The organism is Legionella rubrilucens, assembly GCF_001468125.1.
Lineage (GTDB): Bacteria > Pseudomonadota > Gammaproteobacteria > Legionellales > Legionellaceae > Legionella_C > Legionella_C rubrilucens.
On record NZ_LNYT01000007.1, the window covers coordinates 360,900 to 380,222 of the forward strand.

Here is a 19,323-nt window from a genome sequence, read left to right on the forward strand (position 1 = left end):
GAAAATGAATGAACACCCTACTGCTAATGCAGACTTTTTGCAAGGTGGCCGATTACCGAAGCTTTCATGCGGCGGCCAAGGCGCTGGGTATTTCGCCTGCGGCAGTCAGTAAACAGATTACCTCGCTCGAAGACACCCTGGGTGTGACCCTGTTTGAGCGCACCACGCGTAAAGTGGCCTTAACAGTCATCGGGGAAGCGTATTATGCTGAGGTGCAGGCTGTTCTTCTGGCGTTTGAGCAATCCAATAGCCTGATTGCCGGATTCAAATCACAGCCAGAGGGATTACTGCGGGTCATGAGTTCGCGCTATTTTGCCGAGCGCATTATTTTACCCCGTATGCCGTCGTTCAGTCAGCAATACCCCAACGTGCGTCTTGATCTGCAGATTGCGGAAGAAGTACCGCATTTGCTTCAGGAAGGCCTGGACGTGGTGTTTGGCATGTCAACCGCGGTCGCCTCCAATGCGGTGCAGAAAAAAATCACCACCACACGTTATGTGTTGTGCGCTTCACCGGATTACTTACAGCGATACGGCTATCCGAAGCGGATTGAGGATTTAAAGCCACATCGTTTTATTACCCATAAAATGAGGACGCCGAATGGCAGTTGGACTTTTCCGGGCGGCGAAACCGTGGTTTTTGAACCGGCCGTGTACGTGAATGACGCGGCCACCATGGCGGCTTTAGCAGTGAGCGGGATGGGTCTTGCGTTTTTGCATCATTATCAGGTGGCTCAACAGTTGGCAGACGGGCAGTTGCTTGAGGTATTGCCTGAGCAGAGGCTGCCCGTTATCCCGGTTTTTCTTTTTTATCATCCCGGACGCTTTCTTAATCCCAAGATTAAGTCGTGGGTTGAGGCGATGACTCGTGATGTTCCTGCGTTTCTCTAGCATGGACCGTCTCCGCATCGTCAAGCAGTTTTTTGATTTTTTCGCCAAGAACGGGACCTGACTTGTGGCTGAGCTGCAATAATTCAGTACCAAAATCGTCAAATTGTACCCGACCGCTTTCCACATCATACACAGCGCCAATCAGAGCGATGCTGTTTTCATCAATCATGCTGTGCAGGATGTCGCTGCGGGTGTAGACCTGTTGCAGGGTATTGGCAATGTTTAACGCCGTCACGTGCCTCACAAATTCACCGTTCTGTCCATTTCGCTGTTCGCGGGTAACCGATTCTGCCTCCACAGCGGGTTTGATTTTATCGAGTAATTCAGTGATATGGCCTTTTTTAACACCATCGCAGGCGGACTGAATTGCGCCGCAGCGGGTATGGCCCAGTACGACAATGAGTTTTGCACCCACAACATTACAGGCGTATTCCATGCTGGCTAAAATATCATTATTAATGACATTGCCGGCAATGCGAATACAGAACAAGTCGCCAAAGCTCATGTCAAAAATGGTTTCCACCGGAACGCGTGAATCAATGCACCCAAGAACGACGGCAATGGGATGCTGGGTCTTGGCTGTGTATTGGATATCAATCTTAGTGGTCCGATGAATGCGGGTATCGCTTAAGAAACGCTGATTTCCTTCCCGCAACACCACCAGAACTTCGGCCGGAGAAAGGTTGCTTTGCACGTCATAGGTGGTGACATTAATAAAATCAATGTAATTATGAATGTCGTAATGATCTTTAAAGCCGGTCAAATTCAGGGAGATTTGCTTTAAAGGAGCCTGTTCCTGTTGAAATTCCTTGATGAGCTCGATGATTTCCTTGTCGATGTAGGTGGAATGACGGGCATCAATAATCAATTGTGAATTGCGTGGAATGGAGCCTAATTCGGCAATCAGCGAGGCTTTGTTCAGGAAGCTTATCTGCTGGGGCAGTATAAGACGGCTGGTGACGCCATTGGGGTAAAATTCCTTAACGATGTCAAGGCGTGCCTGGCTGTTGGATTTGAGAATGTAATAAAGACTCACTGCCAGCCCGATCATGATACCGGCCAGCAGGTTGAACACCACAATACTGAACACGGTGGCAATAAACGGTATGAATCGGTCCATTCCCTGAGCATATATCTGACGATAGATGGCTGGTTTGGTTAATTTATAACCGGTAAAAATCAGAATTACGGCCAGCGACGACAAGGGTATTTTGTTGAGTAATTCCGGGATTAACACGACAGCAAAAAGAAGGAAAAAGCCGTGAAAAATGGTGGACAATTTCGAGCGGGCGCCCGCTTGAATGTTAACCGATGTTCGGACAATAACGGAAGTCACCGGGATGCCGCCCACAAGGCCTGCGACTAAATTTCCGGCGCCCTGGGCAATCAATTCCTGATCCTTGGAACAATAACGGTGTTTTTTATCCAGCCTTTCCCCGGCTTTGACGTTCAAAAGACTTTCCAGAGACGCGACGGTGGCGATGACAAAGGCATACAGATAGACTTTGGGGTTTTTCCATGCCGTCCAGTCAGGAAAAGTAAACTGGCTGAAGAGGTTCGTGTAGCCGTTAGTATGAGGGATGTTAACCAGGTGCGGGTTATCCTGCACCAAGGATGACTGGGTGAGATTGAACAATTCATTAATGAGAATACCGGCGGCCACGACAATAATCGGTGCGGGTACATTTTGCAGTAACTTAAGTTTTGTCTTATCGAAAAAAATCAGAATGGCAAAGGAAATTAAGGAAATAAGACAGGCCCCGTAATTAATGTGATAGGACAAGTCGTAAAACGGATTTAAATTAAAGCCTTCGGTGGTTTCAAGCAGGTGTGCCTTCAACTCAGTCAAGTCCGTGGAGTGGGTAAAGGTTAAGGGCAGTTGCTTGATGATGAGCAGAATACCAATGGCACACAACAAGCCCTGCACGACATTGGAGGGCACATAATCCGCGACGAGACCGGCGCGCAGACCGCCAACGATGATTTGTAAAATCCCGGCTAAGGTCAAGGCCAGAAGAAAGGTATTAAAATCGCCCAGTTGCGAAATAGCCGTCAAGACGACAGCGGCCATACCGGCAGCCGGTCCGCTGACGCTCACCTGCGAGCCGCTTAAAGAGCCGACGACAATACCGCCGATGATGCCGCTTAAAATACCGGAAAAAAGAGGGGCTCCTGAAGCCAATGCAATCCCCAGACATAAGGGAACCGCTACCAGAAAGACAACAATCGCAGCAACAAAATCAAACTTGAGATGTCTGCTTTTATACACGCGTAACTTGCGCAGGCCGTTTGTCATTGCTTCAGTCATATGCTTGAACCTCGTCAAATTAACCCAAAATAATTCGAAGTGTATAATTAAAGAACTTTACAGTAAAGAAAAATTTCTTTACAAAAGAATAATACTTCAATCAACAGGTTACAGGGAAAAGCAACGATTGTCATGCTTAAAGCATTGTTTCAACCTGTTCTTCGTGCGCGAGTTCATCATGCGAAAAAACAGCCTCTGCTTCCCTGACGATGTCAGTGACTAATTCTTTCTCCAGGGTTTTAAACTGCCATAAATCCTGATCCATCAGCTGGCTGGGCTTGATGCTTTGCAGGGCATGCAGAATATTACTGGGTACTTTGGGGTTCTCTTCAGCCAGCTCATCAATAAGTCTGCCTACCCGTTTGCGCATTAAATTTTCCTGGGAGCCGCACAGGTTGCAGGGGATAATGGGGTAAGCCTGTTCTCTGGCAAAGGTAATGATGTCGCGTTCCTGAACATAACAGAGGGGACGGATAACGATGTGTTTTTTATTGTCGCTCAATAATTTGGGCGGCATGGAGCGTGTATCGCCATTGTAAAGAATGGACATCAGCAAGGTGCGGATTAAATCATCACGATGATGGCCGAGAGCAATTTTGGTATAACCATGCTCTTCGGCGTAACGGTAGATAATTCCTCGTCTTAAACGCGAACACAGTGAACAATAGGTTTTTCCTTCAGGTATTTTTTCCTTGACGATGCTGTAAGTGTCGCGGGTAAGGATTTCATGCGGAATGTTTCTGTCAGCGAGCCATTGGCGAAGGCGGCTGTCATCCCAGCCGGGCTGGGCCTGATCAAGCGTAAACGCGAAGACATCGAATTTATTGTTCGAGCGTTTGCGCAGGGCATGCAGCAACGTCAGCAGGGTGAAGGAATCTTTACCGCCCGAGAGGCAAACCATCACGCGATCGCCGCGTTGAATCATATTAAAATCAGCAATAGCCTTGCCGGTGTAATGCAATAATTTTTTTTCAACTTGAGAAGGGGTGGTGGACATCATTTAACAACCTAATAATAAACTAATGGCGGGTATCCGGAACCGATTGCGACGGCGGGAAACCGGCAACCCGTGGCGTGGAAAGCCAGGAATTGATTTCCTCCAGATCATTCACATTCAGTGTTCCGGCCAGGTACTTAAGCTGCAGCATGGCATTGATCAGATTGTATTGATCGCGGGCTAATTGTTCCTGGGCTTCGAACAGGCGTTGTTGGGCGTTAACGACGTCCACCATGGTCCTTGTTCCTACCTGGAATTGGGCTTCGGTACTTTCCAGAGAATTCTGTTGAGATATCACAGTCTGGCGGTCAGCCTTTACCTTGCTGATGCCATCGACAATGGTGTTAAAGGCAATGCGGCTGTTGACCACGACATCACGGTAAGTCTGCTCCAGTTGTTCACTGGAGGTTTGATAATCGTACTGAGCCTGACGGGTTTGCGATTGAACCAGACCGCCTTGAAAAACAGGAAAATTCAATGCCAGGGCGACATTGGCTGACGTTTGGCGTTGCGGTACGAAGAAAGAAGTCGAGCCGCCGGTATTATGGGTTTGGGCTGCATTGCTTTGAATCGCGAGGGTAGGCCAGGCGCCTGCTGCATTCACCCGGATGTTTTCATGGGCAGCCTGTAGGCCGAATTTGGCAGAAAAGAGCCGGTAATTCTGTTTGAGGCCGGTATCTACCCATTCATCGACATTGTCAGGTTCCGGTCTTATCAAGGGAATGCGGCTGTCGCGCAGAGGAGCTAAAAATTCATACACGTGGTTGGTTAATTTCCGCAGGTTCTCGTTCTGGTTAATCTGGTTGTTGCGTGCCGAAATGACTTCGGCAACGGACTGGTCGTAAGCGGCTTTGGCTTCATAGACGGAGGTAATGGCATCAAGACCCACTTTAAACCGTTGCTCCGCCTGCTCAAGCTGGCGTTTGTTGGCGCGCTTTTTGGCTTCAGCAAAATTCAGCGTGTCCTTGGCAAACAGGACATCAAAATAGGCTTTGGCCGTACGTACAATCAGGTCCTGTGCTGCATCATTAAAGGTGGCCTGCGCCGCTTTAACAGACGCTTTGGCCTGTTGCACACGAGACCAGGCCTGATAATTGAATACCGCCTGGGAGGCCGTTACCGTCCATTGATTGCTGTTAAAGGTTTCCTGAATGCGGGTCACTGTGGCCACATCCTGTACGTTTCTGCCCGTCGTACCGCCAACAGTGACCTGAGGATACAACGCGGCGCGTGCCTGCGGAATGGCCTCGCTGCTGGACATGTATGTACTGTATGCTTCTTTAAAGGTTGGATCATTCTCCAGAGCTTGTTGGTAGATATCCATCAAATCCGTGGCGTGAACGGATTGAGCGATACCGGTAACCAACGTAAAGCATAAAAGTAATTTTTTCTTCATGCGTTCAGCGTCCTAGAAAACAAATTCTTTAGGTTTTAATTTGTCAATTAATGGCGGAAGATTGGTTTCAAACAATAACCGATCCGACCAGTTGCCCTGATGATCCAGCGTGTACAGGCGACCCTGCATAACCGGAGCCCGGCCAACAATGGCAAAGAGTTTCCCGCCGGGTAACACCTGGAGGCGATGCGTTTCGGTTACCGCGTCCACGGCACCGGTCAGCAGGACAACGTCGTATGGGGCTTTATCCAGCCAGCCGCGGCAGCCATCGCCGGTGATGAGTTCAACATTAGGGCAATGGTATTTTTCGAGTTTTGCGCGGGCGTCGTTAGTGAAATCGGCATAATAATCCACACTGATAACCTTCTGGCAAAGTCGGCTTAACAGCGCTGTAAAGTATCCGGAACCTGTTCCCACTTCCAGGACAGTTTCGTGGCCATCCAGGGCCAGTGCCTGCAGCAGGGTACCTTCTTCCAGCGGGGTCATCATTTTTTGCCCGTGAGCCAGTGGTATCTGCATATCGGAATAGGCGAATTCTTTCATCGCTGGCGGCACAAATTCGTGTCGCGGAAACATGTCAAAAAGATCGAGAATGGCTTCTTCAAGGACGTCGCCCGTGCGAAGCTGCTGTTTGACCATATTAATTTGTGCGTTTTGGCTGCTCATCAGTACTTACCATTACCTTAGCTGTTTAGGTTAAAGCGTTGCGGACATTTTAGCAAGAATTGCGGCAAGGTGCGATGGTTCAAGTGTCTATTTGAATTATTAAGTAGTTTTTAGCATTAGACCAGAATGTATCCTCATTGATACTATTAAAAATAAAAATGAAACAGGCAGATTACAGACTTAAGGCTACATCCTTTTAATTGACTGGAGAATGCGGCATGTCTGGACAAGGCGGTTAAACGGCCTGGGTTAGACGGTTTAAGGTAACCGTTTTAACAGGAATCCGTGTTGTTTAAGACTGAATTCCGCATGATTTCATGGTGAATTTGTCTAAAATTTGCTATCATTTCTCAATTTTTTAAACCTGGGAGAGTGTTGTGCTTGAACAATTTACTGAATACCTGCAATCCGAGCTTGATACGCTTAAAAAAGAAGGTTTGTACAAATCAGAACGTGTGATCAGCAGTCAACAGCAGGCAGCCGTTGAAGTACAAGACAGAGAAGTCATTAATTTATGTGCCAACAATTACCTGGGGTTGGCCAATCATCCGCACTTGATAGCCGAAGGTCAAAAGGCTCTGGAAAAATACGGCTACGGCATGGCCTCTGTTCGTTTTATCTGCGGCACTCAAACCCCGCATAAACAACTGGAGCACGCCATCAGCCATTTTCTTGGCAAGGAAGACACTATTCTTTATTTTTCCTGTTTTGATGCCAATACCGGCTTGTTTGAAACCCTGCTTGGCCCGGAAGATGCCATCATCAGCGACGCCTTGAATCATGCCAGCATCATCGATGGCATTCGTTTATGCAAGGCTGCGCGCTACCGCTATGAAAACAACGACATGCGCGATCTGGAAGCCAAACTGATTGAAGCCAAAAATGCACGTTTCCGCCTGATTGCGACGGACGGGGTCTTTTCAATGGATGGCATTATTGCCAATCTGCAAGCCATCTGTGAGCTGGCGGATCGTTACGATGCCATGGTGATGGTCGACGATTCCCATGCCGTCGGTTTCATGGGCGACACTGGGCGCGGCACGCCGGAATATTGCGGTGTGGCTGATCGAATCGACATTGTCACCGGTACGCTCGGAAAAGCCTTGGGCGGCGCGTCCGGCGGGTACACCAGCGCGAATGCGGTCATTGTTGACTGGCTGCGCCAGCGCTCACGACCGTACCTGTTTTCCAATACCCTGGCGCCAGTCATTGCCGATACGTCCATCAAGGTACTGGAACTGCTCTCGGCCAATCAGGATTTAGCCAACAAGCTAAAACGTAACGCCCGCTATTTCCGTGACGGAATGAGTCAGCTTGGCTTTACTCTGGTACCTGGCGAACACCCCATTATCCCGGTCATGCTGGGCGATGCCGCCTTGGCGGGTGAGATGGCTGCACGCCTGCTTAAGGAAGGCATTTATGTCGTGGGCTTTTCTTACCCAGTAGTGCCGAAAGGCAAAGCAAGAATCCGTACCCAAATGTCCGCAGCCCATGACATCGCCCATCTGGATAAAGCCATCGAAGCGTTTGGAAAGGTGGGGAAGGAATTAGGGGTTATTTAATCAGTTAGTGTTGTTAACGCATTAGGTGGAAGTCGATGAAATCATTAGTAAAGGCAAAAAGAGAACCCGGTATCTGGATGGAAGATGTACCCGTGCCGGACTACGGCGTCAATGACGTGTTAATCAAAATTGAAAAAACAGCCATTTGCGGTACCGATATTCATATTTATTCCTGGGATGAATGGGCACAGGCCACCATCCCTGTCCCCATGACTGTAGGCCATGAATTTTATGGGGTAATTGCTGAAGTCGGTTCAGAAGTGAAGGGCTTGAAAGCGGGGCAGCGTGTTTCGGGTGAAGGCCACATTACCTGCGGCATGTGCCGTAATTGCCGCGCGGGCAAGCGCCACCTTTGCCGCAATACTCTGGGCGTCGGCGTCAATCGTCCCGGGTGCTTTGCCGAATACCTTTCCCTGCCTGCCAGTAACGTGCTGGTTCTACCGGATAATATCACGGCGGATCAGGCGGCCATTCTCGATCCGTTCGGCAATGCCACCCATTGCGCCCTGGCGTTTGACATGGTGGGCGAAGACGTGTTGATCACGGGGGCGGGCCCCATCGGCATTATGGCTGTCGCCATCGCCCGGCACATTGGTGCACGCCACGTGGTAATAACCGACGTGAATGATCATCGTCTGGAGTTAGCCCGCAAAATGGGCGCCACGCGAGCCGTCAATGTCAAATACCAGAATATCAAGGATGTGATGGAGGAGCTTGGCATGACGGAAGGGTTTGATGTCGGCCTTGAAATGTCAGGCAATCCCATGGCTTTAAATGACATGGTCCGCGCCATGAACCATGGCGGGCACGTGGCGATCCTGGGTATACCGCCGCAGGAAACCCCCATTGACTGGAATCAGGTGATTTTTAAAGGCCTGGTGATGAAGGGTATTTATGGTCGTGAAATGTTTGAAACCTGGTACAAAATGATTGCCATGCTGCAAAGCGGTTTGAACATTGCGCCGGTGATTACCCACCACTTTCATGTGGATCAATACCAGGATGCGTTCCAGATTATGGCGTCAGGCCAATCGGGCAAAGTCATCCTGGACTGGAATTAAGCCATTCACAGGTGTATGGCTTGAGTAATTGAGGTTTTTGGTTTAACGTGCGGGCCAGCGTTTGATAATAAGCGGGGAATGAATGTCGGATTATATTTTTACAATGAATCGGGTCACCAAAGTCGTTGATAACCAGCGGATTATTCTCAAGGACATTTCCTTGAGCTTTTTCCCGGGCGCTAAGATTGGCGTCCTTGGCTTAAACGGCTCTGGTAAATCCACCTTGTTGCGCATCATGGCCGGGGTGGATACCCAGTTTAATGGCGAGGCACGGCCAAAACCCGGCACCAAAATTGGTTACTTAGCCCAGGAACCAGAACTTGATTTAACCAAAACCGTGCGTGAAATCGTGGAAGAGGGTGTGGGCGAGATCAAAGAAAAATTGCGTCAGTTTGATGAAATCAGCATGCGCTTTGCTGAGCCCATGAGCGATGACGAAATGAATGATCTGCTGGCTAAACAAGGCGATTTGCAGAATTACATTGAAACGCACGGCGGCTGGGATTTAGACCGACGTCTTGATGTAGCGGCCGACGCGTTACGCCTGCCAGACTGGAACGCAGTCATCGATAAACTGTCGGGAGGAGAGCGCCGCCGCGTGGCCCTTTGCCGATTGTTGCTATCCAACCCCGACATGCTGCTTCTCGATGAGCCGACCAACCACCTCGACGCGGAAAGCGTGGCCTGGCTTGAGCGTTACCTTGAAGAATTCCCAGGCACAGTCGTGGCCATCACCCACGATCGCTATTTCCTCGATAATGCAGCGGAATGGATTCTTGAGCTCGACCGAGGCGAAGGCATTCCTTACAAAGGCAATTACACGGCCTGGCTTGAGCAGAAAGAAGCCCGTCTGGCTATGGAAGAAAAACAACAGGCTGCTCATGAGCGCGCCATCAAAGCCGAGCTGGAATGGGTTCGTACCTCACCCAAAGGCCGTCATGCTAAAAACAAAGCGCGCCTGGCCCGCTTTGAGGAAATGAATTCCAAAGAATTCCAGAAGCGCAACGAAACCAACGAATTGTACATTCCGCCGGGCGAACGCTTGGGCGAACTGGTTATCGAAGCCAACCACGTCCGTAAAGCGTTTGGCGATCGGTTGTTGATTGACGATTTGAATTTCAAACTGCCCAAAGGCGGTATTTTAGGCATCATCGGTCCCAATGGTGCTGGAAAATCCACCTTCCTAAAAATGTTAACCGGTAGAGAAAACCCCGATAGCGGTGAAATCATCGTGGGTGAGACGGTGAATCTCGCTTACGTCGATCAGATGCGTGATCACCTCGATGATAACAAGACAGTCTGGGAAGAGATCTCCAATGGTCACGACATCATGCAGATTGGCAGCTTCCAGATGCCGTCGCGTGCCTACGTGGGGCGTTTTAATTTCAAAGGCTCTGATCAGCAGAAAAAAATGTTCCAGCTTTCCGGAGGGGAACGAAATCGGGTGCATTTGGCCAAACTGCTTAAGAGCGGCGGCAATGTGCTCCTGCTTGACGAACCCAGTAACGATTTGGATGTGGAAACCCTGCGTTCACTGGAAGAAGCCATTTTAAATTTCCCGGGCTGTGCAATCGTTGTGTCTCACGATCGCTGGTTCCTGGACAGGATCTGCACTCACCTGATGGCATTCGAAGGGGATTCCCAGGTTGTCTTTTTCGAAGGGAATTACAGCGACTACGAAGCGGACAGAAAACGACGTCTGGGTGATGAGGCTGCCAGACCCACCCGTATCAAGTACCGTCGCTTAAGTGCCTGACAGGTGTAATAAGAAAAATTAGTCTAACCGGGCCTGAAAAAACAGGCCTGATTCCAAGCGGGAGAATCGTTTACCATGAATAAGTTGTTTTGGGCAGGCTTGTCTGTCGCCTCTGTGGCACTCACCGGGTGCGTGGAAATGGATGAGTCCACTTTGATCACTGATGATAATGGCTACGTGCATCGCACCATTCATTATTTGAGGGATAAGCGCGGCCGTGATTATTTTCCTCTAAAAGCCCCGGCTACCGGCAAAAAACAATTTATTTTTGACCCCAAAGCGTATGCCTGGGCTGCTTATGATGAAGAGGGCAACCGTGTGATGACCGGCGCCGCTTCGGGTGGTCAGGATTTCTGTGAAGATGTCGGTGAGCCTTGCCGTACAGTGACAGGCACTTTCCGGGTTTACAACAAGCGCGGTCTGGAATGCCGTTCCGGTGAATACCCTGTGGACACCAAGGGCGGGGCAAAAATGCCTTACTGCATGTACTTCTACCAGGGTTACACTGTCCATGCGGCGTATGAAGTTCCCTATGGCAACTCCAGCCACGGCTGCGTTCGCGTCTTCCCCAGTGCGGCTAAGTGGTTAAATGAGCAATTTATGACTATCGGCACACAGGTTACTATTCTGCCGTATACCGATGAAGATGAGAAAAAAGTAAATTAAGCCTGAATTTTCAGTCTTAAATCCACCACGTCAGCGTGGATGCGGACCCGTCCGGTAGTAAATGGGATGGGTTGGCTGTTCACATTGACCGTATTATTGAACAGGGTTTTGGAAAAGACCCTGGCATACAACAATTCCACCGTCGCATTTTTACCGATTCGGTAATCCGCGGCTAATCCGCCAAAGTAAATGGTATCGGACGGAAAGTTAATAGTCCGCAGGCGATCCTGCTCGGGTCCGTTATCCTGAATGGCAATGAACGTTAAACCCAGTTTTTCAGACATCTGACGACGCAGAGCGCCAGCAAATGCCCAGGACGGATCGTATTTCATGACAAAAGTGAAGTCAGGGCCTACCGGCGGCGGTGCAGCGGTATTGCGTATCTTCGCAAACTGATTCGCATTCCATTCCGTACGAAAAGCCTGCAAACTCACCAGCCACTTAGGATTGAAAATGTGCACGTAATTAATAATGGTCGTCGCCGGCATGCGGAAATTAAATTGCAGGTTGGGATTGACCATGCCATTAAGCAGACTTTCGCCTTTGGTTTTTTGTTTGATCGAGGCGTAATAGGCAAGACCAAGGAAATTGGTCTGGTTAATCATGTAATACAGGCCGGTGTTATAACCTACCCCAAAGCCGGCGGTGCGGTTAATCAGCGTGCTTGATTGGGTGGGGCTAATGGGCAGTGCCCAGTTGGTTTCATTGTTTTTCAGGAAATTGAAATTCAAACCGCCGCCTGCATACAGTTTGGGCGTGATGCTGTAGGAGAAGCGTGGGCTGACGTCGACATCGGTCATTAAGGTTTCTGTGGACGCGTAGCGGGTAAAGTCGCGGGCTCCCCAAACCAGGTTGGAGTGGAAAGGTTCGGTGATATCCACCGCGAAAACCATTTTACTGTCCACACGCTTGGCAATGCGGCCATAGGGAAGCAGGCTGACCCGTTTGGAGTCGCTGCTGCCATTACCGTATTGAAAAGTATTAAAATTTAACACACTTCCTGAAAATCGGGCATCGATATAAAAGCCGCTGCCACCTAAGATGACCTCATTTTTTTTGACTTTGAACAACTCGGCTGGATTGCTGTAGCTGATGCCGGCAAAATACTGCAACACGTTGGCATGAGCACTGAAACTGGCTAAACAACAAACGGTAATGATTGGATAGCGCATAATGATCTCATAAAAAGGGAAGCGCATTCATCCGGAATGCGCTTCGAGATTACTCTTATTGATTAGGGCTTGGATTGGTGGTGGTTTGAGCAGGCTGAGGCGCCGGGGTGGCGGCATCCGTTGCCGTGGTATCGGTGGGCGCATTGGTCATGGGCTGGCGCGGCATGGCAATCATTTGCATAATGCCAAGGTCGCCGGTGATTTTACGGCCCACGATGAGGCTCAAGGTCAGAGGCTGATTGAGCTTCTCTTTCTCATTTTGATAAACGACCTGCAAAGGCAGTGTGACTTTCCATTGATTGTCTTTAATCGCGGTGACTGTGGGGGTACCGTCCACCATGCTGCTGACTGTCAGTTTTTCTGTTCTGATGGCATTGAGGTTGCCGGATTTTTGCAGGGCATCATTGAAGCTTTGCCATCCCTGGTCAGTGAAACAGTTTTTGAGTGCTGACAACTGTGTGTCAATGGTATTGAAATCGAAATCAAACGCCTGTTCAGCCGCGTTTTCAGCCCACTTGGATACCAGCGCTTCTTCGATGGTGGTTGTCGTCGCTGGAATTTTATAATTGCAGTCCAGATTAGTCGGCGCTACGGCGGCAGACGGTTGCGTCACTGTCACAGGCTGAGTTGTCGTGTTCTGATTCTCAGGCTGGACCGCCGGCTGAGTCGTGGATTGCGGGTAACCCGATGTGGTCGGTTGCGTAGCACCAGGAGTTGTAGGTTGTGGCGTGCCTGACGTAGTCGGCTGCGTGGCCTGAGTGGGCAGCGGCTGTTGAGTTCCTGAGGTGGTGGGCTGGGTAGCACCCGGAGTGGTTGGCTGCGGGACGCCGGAGCTCGTGGGTTGTGTTATGTTGGTATTGGGTTGAGTCGTCCCTTCCGTGGGGGTATTGGAACCCTGAACCGGGGGCGGAGTCGTGGTTACGGTGGCGGGTTCGGCCGCATTCACGTAATCTGAGGCGCCTAAAATAGTCAGTAATCCTGCACACAGCATGGATTTTTTCATTCGTAACACTCCTTGCATTAATTAAATTCGAGAAGCTGAGCCGCAAGTGCTGCGGCCAATCGGGCCGTTTTTTGTCCCTGATCAAGCGGGGGCGATAATTCGGCTATATCGATACTTACCACTTTGCCAGTTTGCGTAATGTATTTCAACAGGGGTAAAACCTGCCATGGGGTTAAACCCAGAGCCTGAGGCGCGCTGACCCCGGGAGCAAAACTTTCGGCAAACACATCAAGACAAACGGTCAAATAAATCGCTTCGTGATTCAGCATAAAATCATCCAGAAAAGCCGTTTGCCAGGCGAAACTGTTTTGATTCATCTGTGCCGCCGTCAGATAGGAAACTTTATACTTATTGGCCAGGCTAAACAAGCTTTCTGTATTCGAGGATGACTGAATACCAAGACAGCAATAATCAAATGAACGTTGTTTTTGCTGACAAAATTCGGCCATTTGCTGAAAGGGTGTGCCTGAGGTGCTGCCCTGGTGGGGGAAACGCAAATCAAAATGGGCGTCAAAATTAATGATGCCGAGTCGGGGATAGTGCCGGCTCAATCCAAGGTAATGTCCCCAGGCTATTTCATGGCCGCCACCAAAGACCAAGGTTTTGAAACCCTGTTGATGGCAATGATCAAGCAGTGTCGCCAATTCCTGTTGTCCCTGTTCCAGTGCATCGTTGGGGGCAATGTCGCCGATGTCAATGAGTGAGGCGGAAAAGTGGCAGGCCAGTTTAGCCAGTTCCTGACGGAGGGATTGTGGACCGGCGGCGGCTCCCGTGCGTCCGAGATTCCTGCGGATGCCTTCGTCACTGGCAAAACCGGCAATTACCGTGCCGGAGCCCCCGCTGGGAAGCGGTTGCGACTGAAGGTCAATGCAAGTCACGCGCTGAAAAAAGCGTTCGTTGGGTAAACTGTCGTCACGTCCCCGCCAGAGGGACGGATTGGGAGGTACATAATGGGAAATGCCGGCTAACATCCTTTCTCCTTAAACGCCGTATTTCTTCCATCATAACGGGTATGGTTTTTTTTTTAAATTGCGGCCTTAAAGACGATGGAGTTCGTGCTTAGCCACACCAGGTCTGGTATCATCTGCAATTTACTCACACCCGGAGAGGACCATGTTTGTCATTACAGGGGCCAGCAGCGGCATTGGTCGTGCTCTGGCCTGGGAATTGGCCAGTCGTGGCAAATCGGTTTTGGCGATAGGACGGCGAGAGCAGCAGCTCTCCGAAACGGCGCAATTTTCCTCTCTGATCATTGGCTGCACGGCAGATGTGTCGACCCGCGAGGGCCGGGCCCGTATCGTGGCGGCTTTAAATCAGGTGCCGCTGATTGAGGGTCTTGTCCATAATGCCGGCATCATTGAGCCCATTATGCCGATGTCGGTCATTGATGAAGCCGCCTGGGAGCAGACCATGGCGACTAACCTCAATGCGCCGCTTTTCCTAAGCCAGGCTTTGTTGCATAAACTTCAGGGCGGACGGGTTTTGCACATTGGCTCAGGCGTGGCTTATTTTCCGGTGAGCGGCTGGGCAGCGTACTGCGTTTCCAAAGCCGGGCTTTCCATGTTAACGCGCTGCTGGCAGCTTGAGTGTGAAAAAACGGCTTTTGCGAGCGTTATGCCGGGCATCATTGACACCGACATGCAGCGGCTCATCCGCGAATCGCAATTCATGGAAAGCGACAAAGTGGCCTTCTTTAAAAACCTGCATCAGCAAAACCGGCTGGTTTCTGTGGAAACAGTCGCCGCGTTTCTCGCCTGGCTGTTGCTTGAAGTCAATCCCCCCACGTATGCGTCACAGGAGTGGGATATTTATGATAAATCCCATCATCCGTCCTGGCTGTTTGCGCCGCACCATGTGCCCGAGTGGGAATAACCATGACCTGCGATCTCCTGTTAATGAATGCCACAACGATTAACTCTGCCGGTGACGAGCAGGGGGACCAGGCCATTGCCATCGCCGAAGGGCGCATCGTCTGGTGCGGTGCGGCAGACACGTTGCCTGCTCACTACCTTAAGGCAAGGCAAGTCGAGGATTGCCACGGGCAACTGATCACGCCGGGGTTAATCGATTGCCATACTCATCTGGTTTACGCCGGAAATCGTGCCGATGAATTTAAAAAGCGTCTGCAGGGTGCAACCTATGCCGACATTGCGGCGGCCGGCGGCGGGATTGTGTCAACGGTAAGGCAAACCCGCGCTGTCTCGGAAATGGAATTGCTTGAGCAATCCCTCCCACGTCTTTTGGCCATGCGTCAGCAGGGAGTAACCACGGTGGAAATCAAGTCCGGTTATGGACTTGATTTGGACAATGAACTGAAAATGTTACGGGTGGCCCGCCGCCTCGGGGAATTGACCGGCGTGCGGGTAAAGACAACGTTCCTGGGCGCCCATGCTGTTCCTGCGGAATACAAGGGGAATGCTCAGGGGTATGTGGATTTCCTCATCAATCGGGTATTGCCTGCGGCGGTGGAGTCGGGTCTGGTGGACGCCGTCGATGTGTTTTGTGAAACCATCGGCTTTACGGTTCAACAGACCGAACAGATTTACTTAAAAGCCCAGCAGTTGTCATTGCCCATTAAATGCCATGCCGAACAATTGTCCCGGCTAGGCGCCAGCCAACTGGCGGCCAGCATGGGCGCTTTGTCCTGTGATCATCTGGAATACCTGGATGAGGACGGTGCGGCGGCTCTGGGGCGTCAGGGTACCGTGGCGGTCTTGCTGCCGGGGGCCTACTATTTTCTCGCCGAAAAAAAAGCACCGCCAGTGGATCTTCTGCGGCAGGCCGGCGTGGGCATGGCAGTGGCCACGGACTGCAACCCGGGCTCGTCACCGACGACGTCGCTGCTGCTCATGTTAAGCATGGCCTGCCGGTTTTTTTCACTGACGGTGCAGGAGGCTCTGGCCGGGGTGACGTATCAGGCCGCCCGAGCCCTGGGCCTGGCCGATGAGCTTGGCAGTATTCAAATCGGCTTGCAGGCGGATCTGGTGCAATGGTCCGTCAATGACAGCGCCGTTTTGTGTTATCATTTTGGTTTCCCTGTACCGCAACGAACCATGATTGCGGGAAAGTGGCTAACCCATTCAACAACGACACAGGAGCTTCAGGCATGAAAAAATATATTCTTATTGCGTTGTTAGCCGCAGGCACGGCCGGAGCTGCTTCCCCGCACCTGCATGCAGTGACACTGAAAGCAGTGACCATAAAAAATGAAAATGCCAAACAGGTCATTGATATCCAGTATCCTCAGGGGTTTGCCAATCCCCAGATTAATCAAACCATTGAACATCGGATTCAATCCATCAGGCAATCGTTCGACAAACCAGATCCGGAGGCACAAAATCTGCCCGCGGATGTCCCCGGTAAAGATGGATTAACCATCACTTATAAAGTGATGTTTGAAAACCAACAGGCTGTCAGCGTCCTGTTCAATGTCTCCGCGTATCGTCGTGGTGCCGCCCACCCCAACAATACTGTGCAAACCCTCAATTTCATTAACGGCAACCCTGTGGCCCTCGGTGAATTGTTTAAAGACAATACCAATGCCCTGCAAAAAATGGCTGATTTTTCTTATGAAGCGATTAAAAAGAAGGCCATCAATGACGACGAGCAGTGGCTAAGAGAAGGCACCAAAGCGACAGCAGAGAATTACAAAAACTGGTATTTCAGTTCAAAGGGTATTTCAATCGCGTTCGATCCCTATCAGGTGGCTGCCTATGTGTATGGACCACAAACAGTTACCATTCCCCGGGCGGTCATTCAAGACGCCCTGCGTTCGGATGTAATTAAAGCGGTGTGGGGTAATGAATGACAACAAATGGTCCGTATATCCGTGCTGATGAAAAAATTGCTGAATTGACTTTACGCAGCGTCATTCTGGCTATCGTCTTAACGGTGCTTCTGGCGATGTCGAATGCGTATCTTGCATTAAAATTGGGCATTTTAACCTCGGCATCCATTCCTGCGGCCATTATTTCCATGGGCATTTTACGTCTGTTTAAAAATGCCACTATTCTGGAAAACAATGCCGTACAAACGGCTGCTTCGGCCGGCGAGGCCGTGGCTGGGGGCATTGTTTATACAATCCCGGCGTTGATTATTATCCAGTATTGGCAAGGTTTTGATTACCTGACTAATTTTTTTATTGCCGTCTGCGGCGGCATACTCGGTGTGCTGTTTTCAATTCCTCTTCGCCGGGTATTGGTCAATGAGCCGGTCTTGCGATTTCCTGAAGGCCGCGCCATTGCGGAAGTCTTAAAATCATCTGCCGAGCGCTCAGGCATCAAAGACATTTTTATCGGCGGGGCCATTGGCGGCTTGCTGGAACTTTTACAAATCGGGTTCAAAATCATTGCCAGCAGCTGGAGTTTCTGGTTTGTCGCCAAGCGGTCGCTGTTTGGGTTCGGCGCCGGTTTTTCAGCGACGATGATTGGTGCCGGCTACCTGGTAGGGCATGAAATGGCCATTTGTATTTTCCTCGGCGCCATTATCTCCTGGCTGGTGGCTTTACCCATTGCCAGTCAGTTTTATCCTCAATTCGTGGCGCATTACCCTGCGCAGAAGGCCGCTGTCATGTTGTGGAACAGCGAGATGCGCTACATGGGTATTGGCGCCATGTTGTTTGCAGGCACCTGGACTTTCCTCAAGTTGATTAAGCCTTTGGCGAAAAGCATGCGCATTTCTTTTCGTGCCTTCATGGCTAAAAATCACGCGGAATCGCAGTTGCCGCGGACGGATCGCGATATCCCCATGCCTTATATTTTAATCGGCATCCTCATCATGGCCGCCGTGCTGTTTTTATTTTTCCAGTTTATTTTTCCTCTGGGAGAAGCGGGTCTTGACAGTGATTTTGCTCCGACGCTGGTTTTTGCAGCCGTCATCTATGTCCTGGTCATCGGGTTTTTGTTTTCAGTGATTACCGGTTATTTTTCCGGCATGGTCGGTGTGACGGCGAGTCCCGGAAGTTCGGTGGTGATCGCGGGGATGCTTTTTGCAGCCTGGTTGCTGTTAACCATTGTCAACCATGCACTGCCTTTACCGCTCACCAATGGACAAATTCGGGCGGCGGAGGCCATCACCATCATTATCGGTTCGGTCGTGACAGGCATTGCAGCCATTGCCAATGACAATACCCAGGATTTAAAAGTGGGCCAACTGGTTGGCGCGACGCCCTGGCGGCAACAGGTGATGCTGTTATTGGGGGTGGTGATTTCGTCATTGGTCATCCCGCCGGTGATGCAGATTCTCTTTGACGTGTATGGCATTGCCGGTGTGATGCCTCATGAAGGCATGGATCCCAGTCAATCCTTGCCGGCACCCACGGCTGCACTGATGGCCGCGATCACCGAGGCAGTGTTTCGTAACACGCTGCCCTGGACGATGATGTTTGTCGGCGCTGCCATTATTTTGTCCCTCATTGTCATTAACCGGGTGTTTCGTTTGGAACGGTTTATCCGGATTTCCATTCTGGGCGTAGCAATTGGCATGTATTTACCCATTGCTTCGTCGTTTCCCCTGTTCTTGGGCGGAATGATTGCTCTTTTTGTACGCTGGCAATTAACCAGAAAGGCCTTTGTCGGAGAAGAAAGAAGTCAGCGCAAACAAACGGGCGTCCTGATTGCCTGTGGGTTGGTGGCCGGTTCTGCTTTAGTCGATGTGCTTTTAGCAGTTCCATTCTCCATACTCCATACCCCCGATGCCTTAAGTGTCGTCAGTGATGGTTGGCAAAGCTATGGCATTGTGCTCGGGATGGTGTCAAGCTTGCTGTTAGCCTGGTGGATACAGCATCGGGTTGTCAGAAAAAACCATTCAAAAGCAGAATAAGGGATTTGATCGTATACTGATATTAA

Annotated in this window: 16 protein-coding genes; 9 read left to right on the forward strand and 7 right to left on the reverse strand. The window is 50.4% G+C overall.

Features of this window, described 5'->3' with window-relative positions:
• Window positions 1-8: 8 nt before the first annotated feature.
• Window positions 9-890, forward strand: a complete 882-nt coding sequence (locus Lrub_RS05295) for a LysR family transcriptional regulator (protein ID WP_065235717.1) — start codon at window positions 9-11, stop codon at window positions 888-890.
• Here the strand turns inward: Lrub_RS05295 and Lrub_RS05300 are convergent.
• From Lrub_RS05300 to Lrub_RS05315, 4 genes are all read right to left on the reverse strand, one after another.
• The gene (locus Lrub_RS05300; RefSeq protein ID WP_237760754.1) at window positions 841-3,186 is read right to left on the reverse strand and encodes a bifunctional SulP family inorganic anion transporter/carbonic anhydrase; all 2,346 of its coding nucleotides are present in this window, start codon (window positions 3,184-3,186) and stop codon (window positions 841-843) included. The two genes, Lrub_RS05295 and Lrub_RS05300, sit on opposite strands and share 50 nt — an antisense overlap.
• Window positions 3,187-3,334: 148 nt before the next feature.
• Window positions 3,335-4,195 (reverse strand): tRNA 2-thiocytidine(32) synthetase TtcA, encoded by an 861-nt coding sequence (gene ttcA / locus Lrub_RS05305; protein ID WP_065235728.1) that lies wholly within the window; start codon window positions 4,193-4,195, stop codon window positions 3,335-3,337.
• A 22-nt stretch (window positions 4,196-4,217) separates the two neighbouring features.
• On the reverse strand, window positions 4,218-5,591 hold the full coding sequence (locus Lrub_RS05310) for a TolC family outer membrane protein (RefSeq protein WP_058531136.1): 1,374 nt from the start codon (window positions 5,589-5,591) through the stop codon (window positions 4,218-4,220).
• Window positions 5,592-5,603: 12 nt separating this feature from the next.
• Entirely contained in the window at window positions 5,604-6,257 is a 654-nt protein-coding gene (locus Lrub_RS05315) for a protein-L-isoaspartate O-methyltransferase family protein (protein WP_058531137.1), read from the reverse strand.
• A 377-nt stretch (window positions 6,258-6,634) separates the two neighbouring features.
• Between Lrub_RS05315 and Lrub_RS05320 the strand changes: the two genes are divergently transcribed.
• From Lrub_RS05320 to Lrub_RS05335, 4 genes are all read left to right on the forward strand, one after another.
• A complete protein-coding gene (locus tag Lrub_RS05320; protein ID WP_058531138.1) occupies window positions 6,635-7,819 on the forward strand; it encodes a glycine C-acetyltransferase in 1,185 nt (394 codons plus the stop codon).
• Between the two features lie 35 nt (window positions 7,820-7,854).
• Entirely contained in the window at window positions 7,855-8,880 is a 1,026-nt protein-coding gene (gene tdh, locus Lrub_RS05325) for an L-threonine 3-dehydrogenase (protein ID WP_058531139.1), read from the forward strand.
• An 82-nt stretch (window positions 8,881-8,962) separates the two neighbouring features.
• Window positions 8,963-10,636 carry an energy-dependent translational throttle protein EttA gene (gene ettA / locus Lrub_RS05330; RefSeq protein ID WP_058531140.1) on the forward strand — a complete coding sequence of 558 codons (1,674 nt, stop codon included), beginning with the start codon at window positions 8,963-8,965 and terminating at the stop codon, window positions 10,634-10,636.
• Window positions 10,637-10,711: 75 nt separating this feature from the next.
• Window positions 10,712-11,302, forward strand: coding sequence for a L,D-transpeptidase (locus Lrub_RS05335; RefSeq protein ID WP_058531141.1), 591 nt, complete (start codon window positions 10,712-10,714; stop codon window positions 11,300-11,302).
• On the opposite strand, the gene Lrub_RS05340 is transcribed toward Lrub_RS05335, so the two are convergent.
• The 3 genes from Lrub_RS05340 to hutG are packed head-to-tail and all read right to left on the reverse strand — an operon-like array spanning window position 11,299 to window position 14,448.
• Window positions 11,299-12,474: an OmpP1/FadL family transporter gene (locus Lrub_RS05340; protein WP_058531142.1), complete on the reverse strand. Its 1,176-nt coding sequence runs from the start codon at window positions 12,472-12,474 to the stop codon at window positions 11,299-11,301. The genes Lrub_RS05335 and Lrub_RS05340 overlap by 4 nt on opposite strands.
• A 55-nt stretch (window positions 12,475-12,529) precedes the next feature.
• On the reverse strand, window positions 12,530-13,477 hold the full coding sequence (locus Lrub_RS05345; protein ID WP_058531143.1) for a DotI/IcmL family type IV secretion protein: 948 nt from the start codon (window positions 13,475-13,477) through the stop codon (window positions 12,530-12,532).
• Window positions 13,478-13,494: 17 nt separating this feature from the next.
• Entirely contained in the window at window positions 13,495-14,448 is a 954-nt protein-coding gene (gene hutG / locus Lrub_RS05350; RefSeq protein ID WP_058531144.1) for a formimidoylglutamase, read from the reverse strand.
• Window positions 14,449-14,590: 142 nt separating this feature from the next.
• Here hutG and Lrub_RS05355 point away from each other — a divergent pair, with 142 nt between their 5' ends.
• Genes Lrub_RS05355 through Lrub_RS05370 form a run of 4 tightly spaced genes read left to right on the forward strand, consistent with a single transcriptional unit; the run spans window position 14,591 to window position 19,297 of the window.
• Window positions 14,591-15,349 (forward strand): SDR family NAD(P)-dependent oxidoreductase, encoded by a 759-nt coding sequence (locus Lrub_RS05355; protein WP_058531145.1) that lies wholly within the window; start codon window positions 14,591-14,593, stop codon window positions 15,347-15,349.
• Between the two features lie 2 nt (window positions 15,350-15,351).
• Window positions 15,352-16,587 (forward strand): imidazolonepropionase, encoded by a 1,236-nt coding sequence (hutI, locus tag Lrub_RS05360; protein WP_058531146.1) that lies wholly within the window; start codon window positions 15,352-15,354, stop codon window positions 16,585-16,587.
• On the forward strand, window positions 16,584-17,285 hold the full coding sequence (locus Lrub_RS05365; RefSeq protein ID WP_058531147.1) for a DUF3298 and DUF4163 domain-containing protein: 702 nt from the start codon (window positions 16,584-16,586) through the stop codon (window positions 17,283-17,285). The genes hutI and Lrub_RS05365 overlap by 4 nt, the downstream gene beginning before the upstream one ends.
• Window positions 17,282-19,297 carry an OPT family oligopeptide transporter gene (locus tag Lrub_RS05370; protein ID WP_058531148.1) on the forward strand — a complete coding sequence of 672 codons (2,016 nt, stop codon included), beginning with the start codon at window positions 17,282-17,284 and terminating at the stop codon, window positions 19,295-19,297. The genes Lrub_RS05365 and Lrub_RS05370 overlap by 4 nt, the downstream gene beginning before the upstream one ends.
• Window positions 19,298-19,323: the final 26 nt, after the last annotated feature.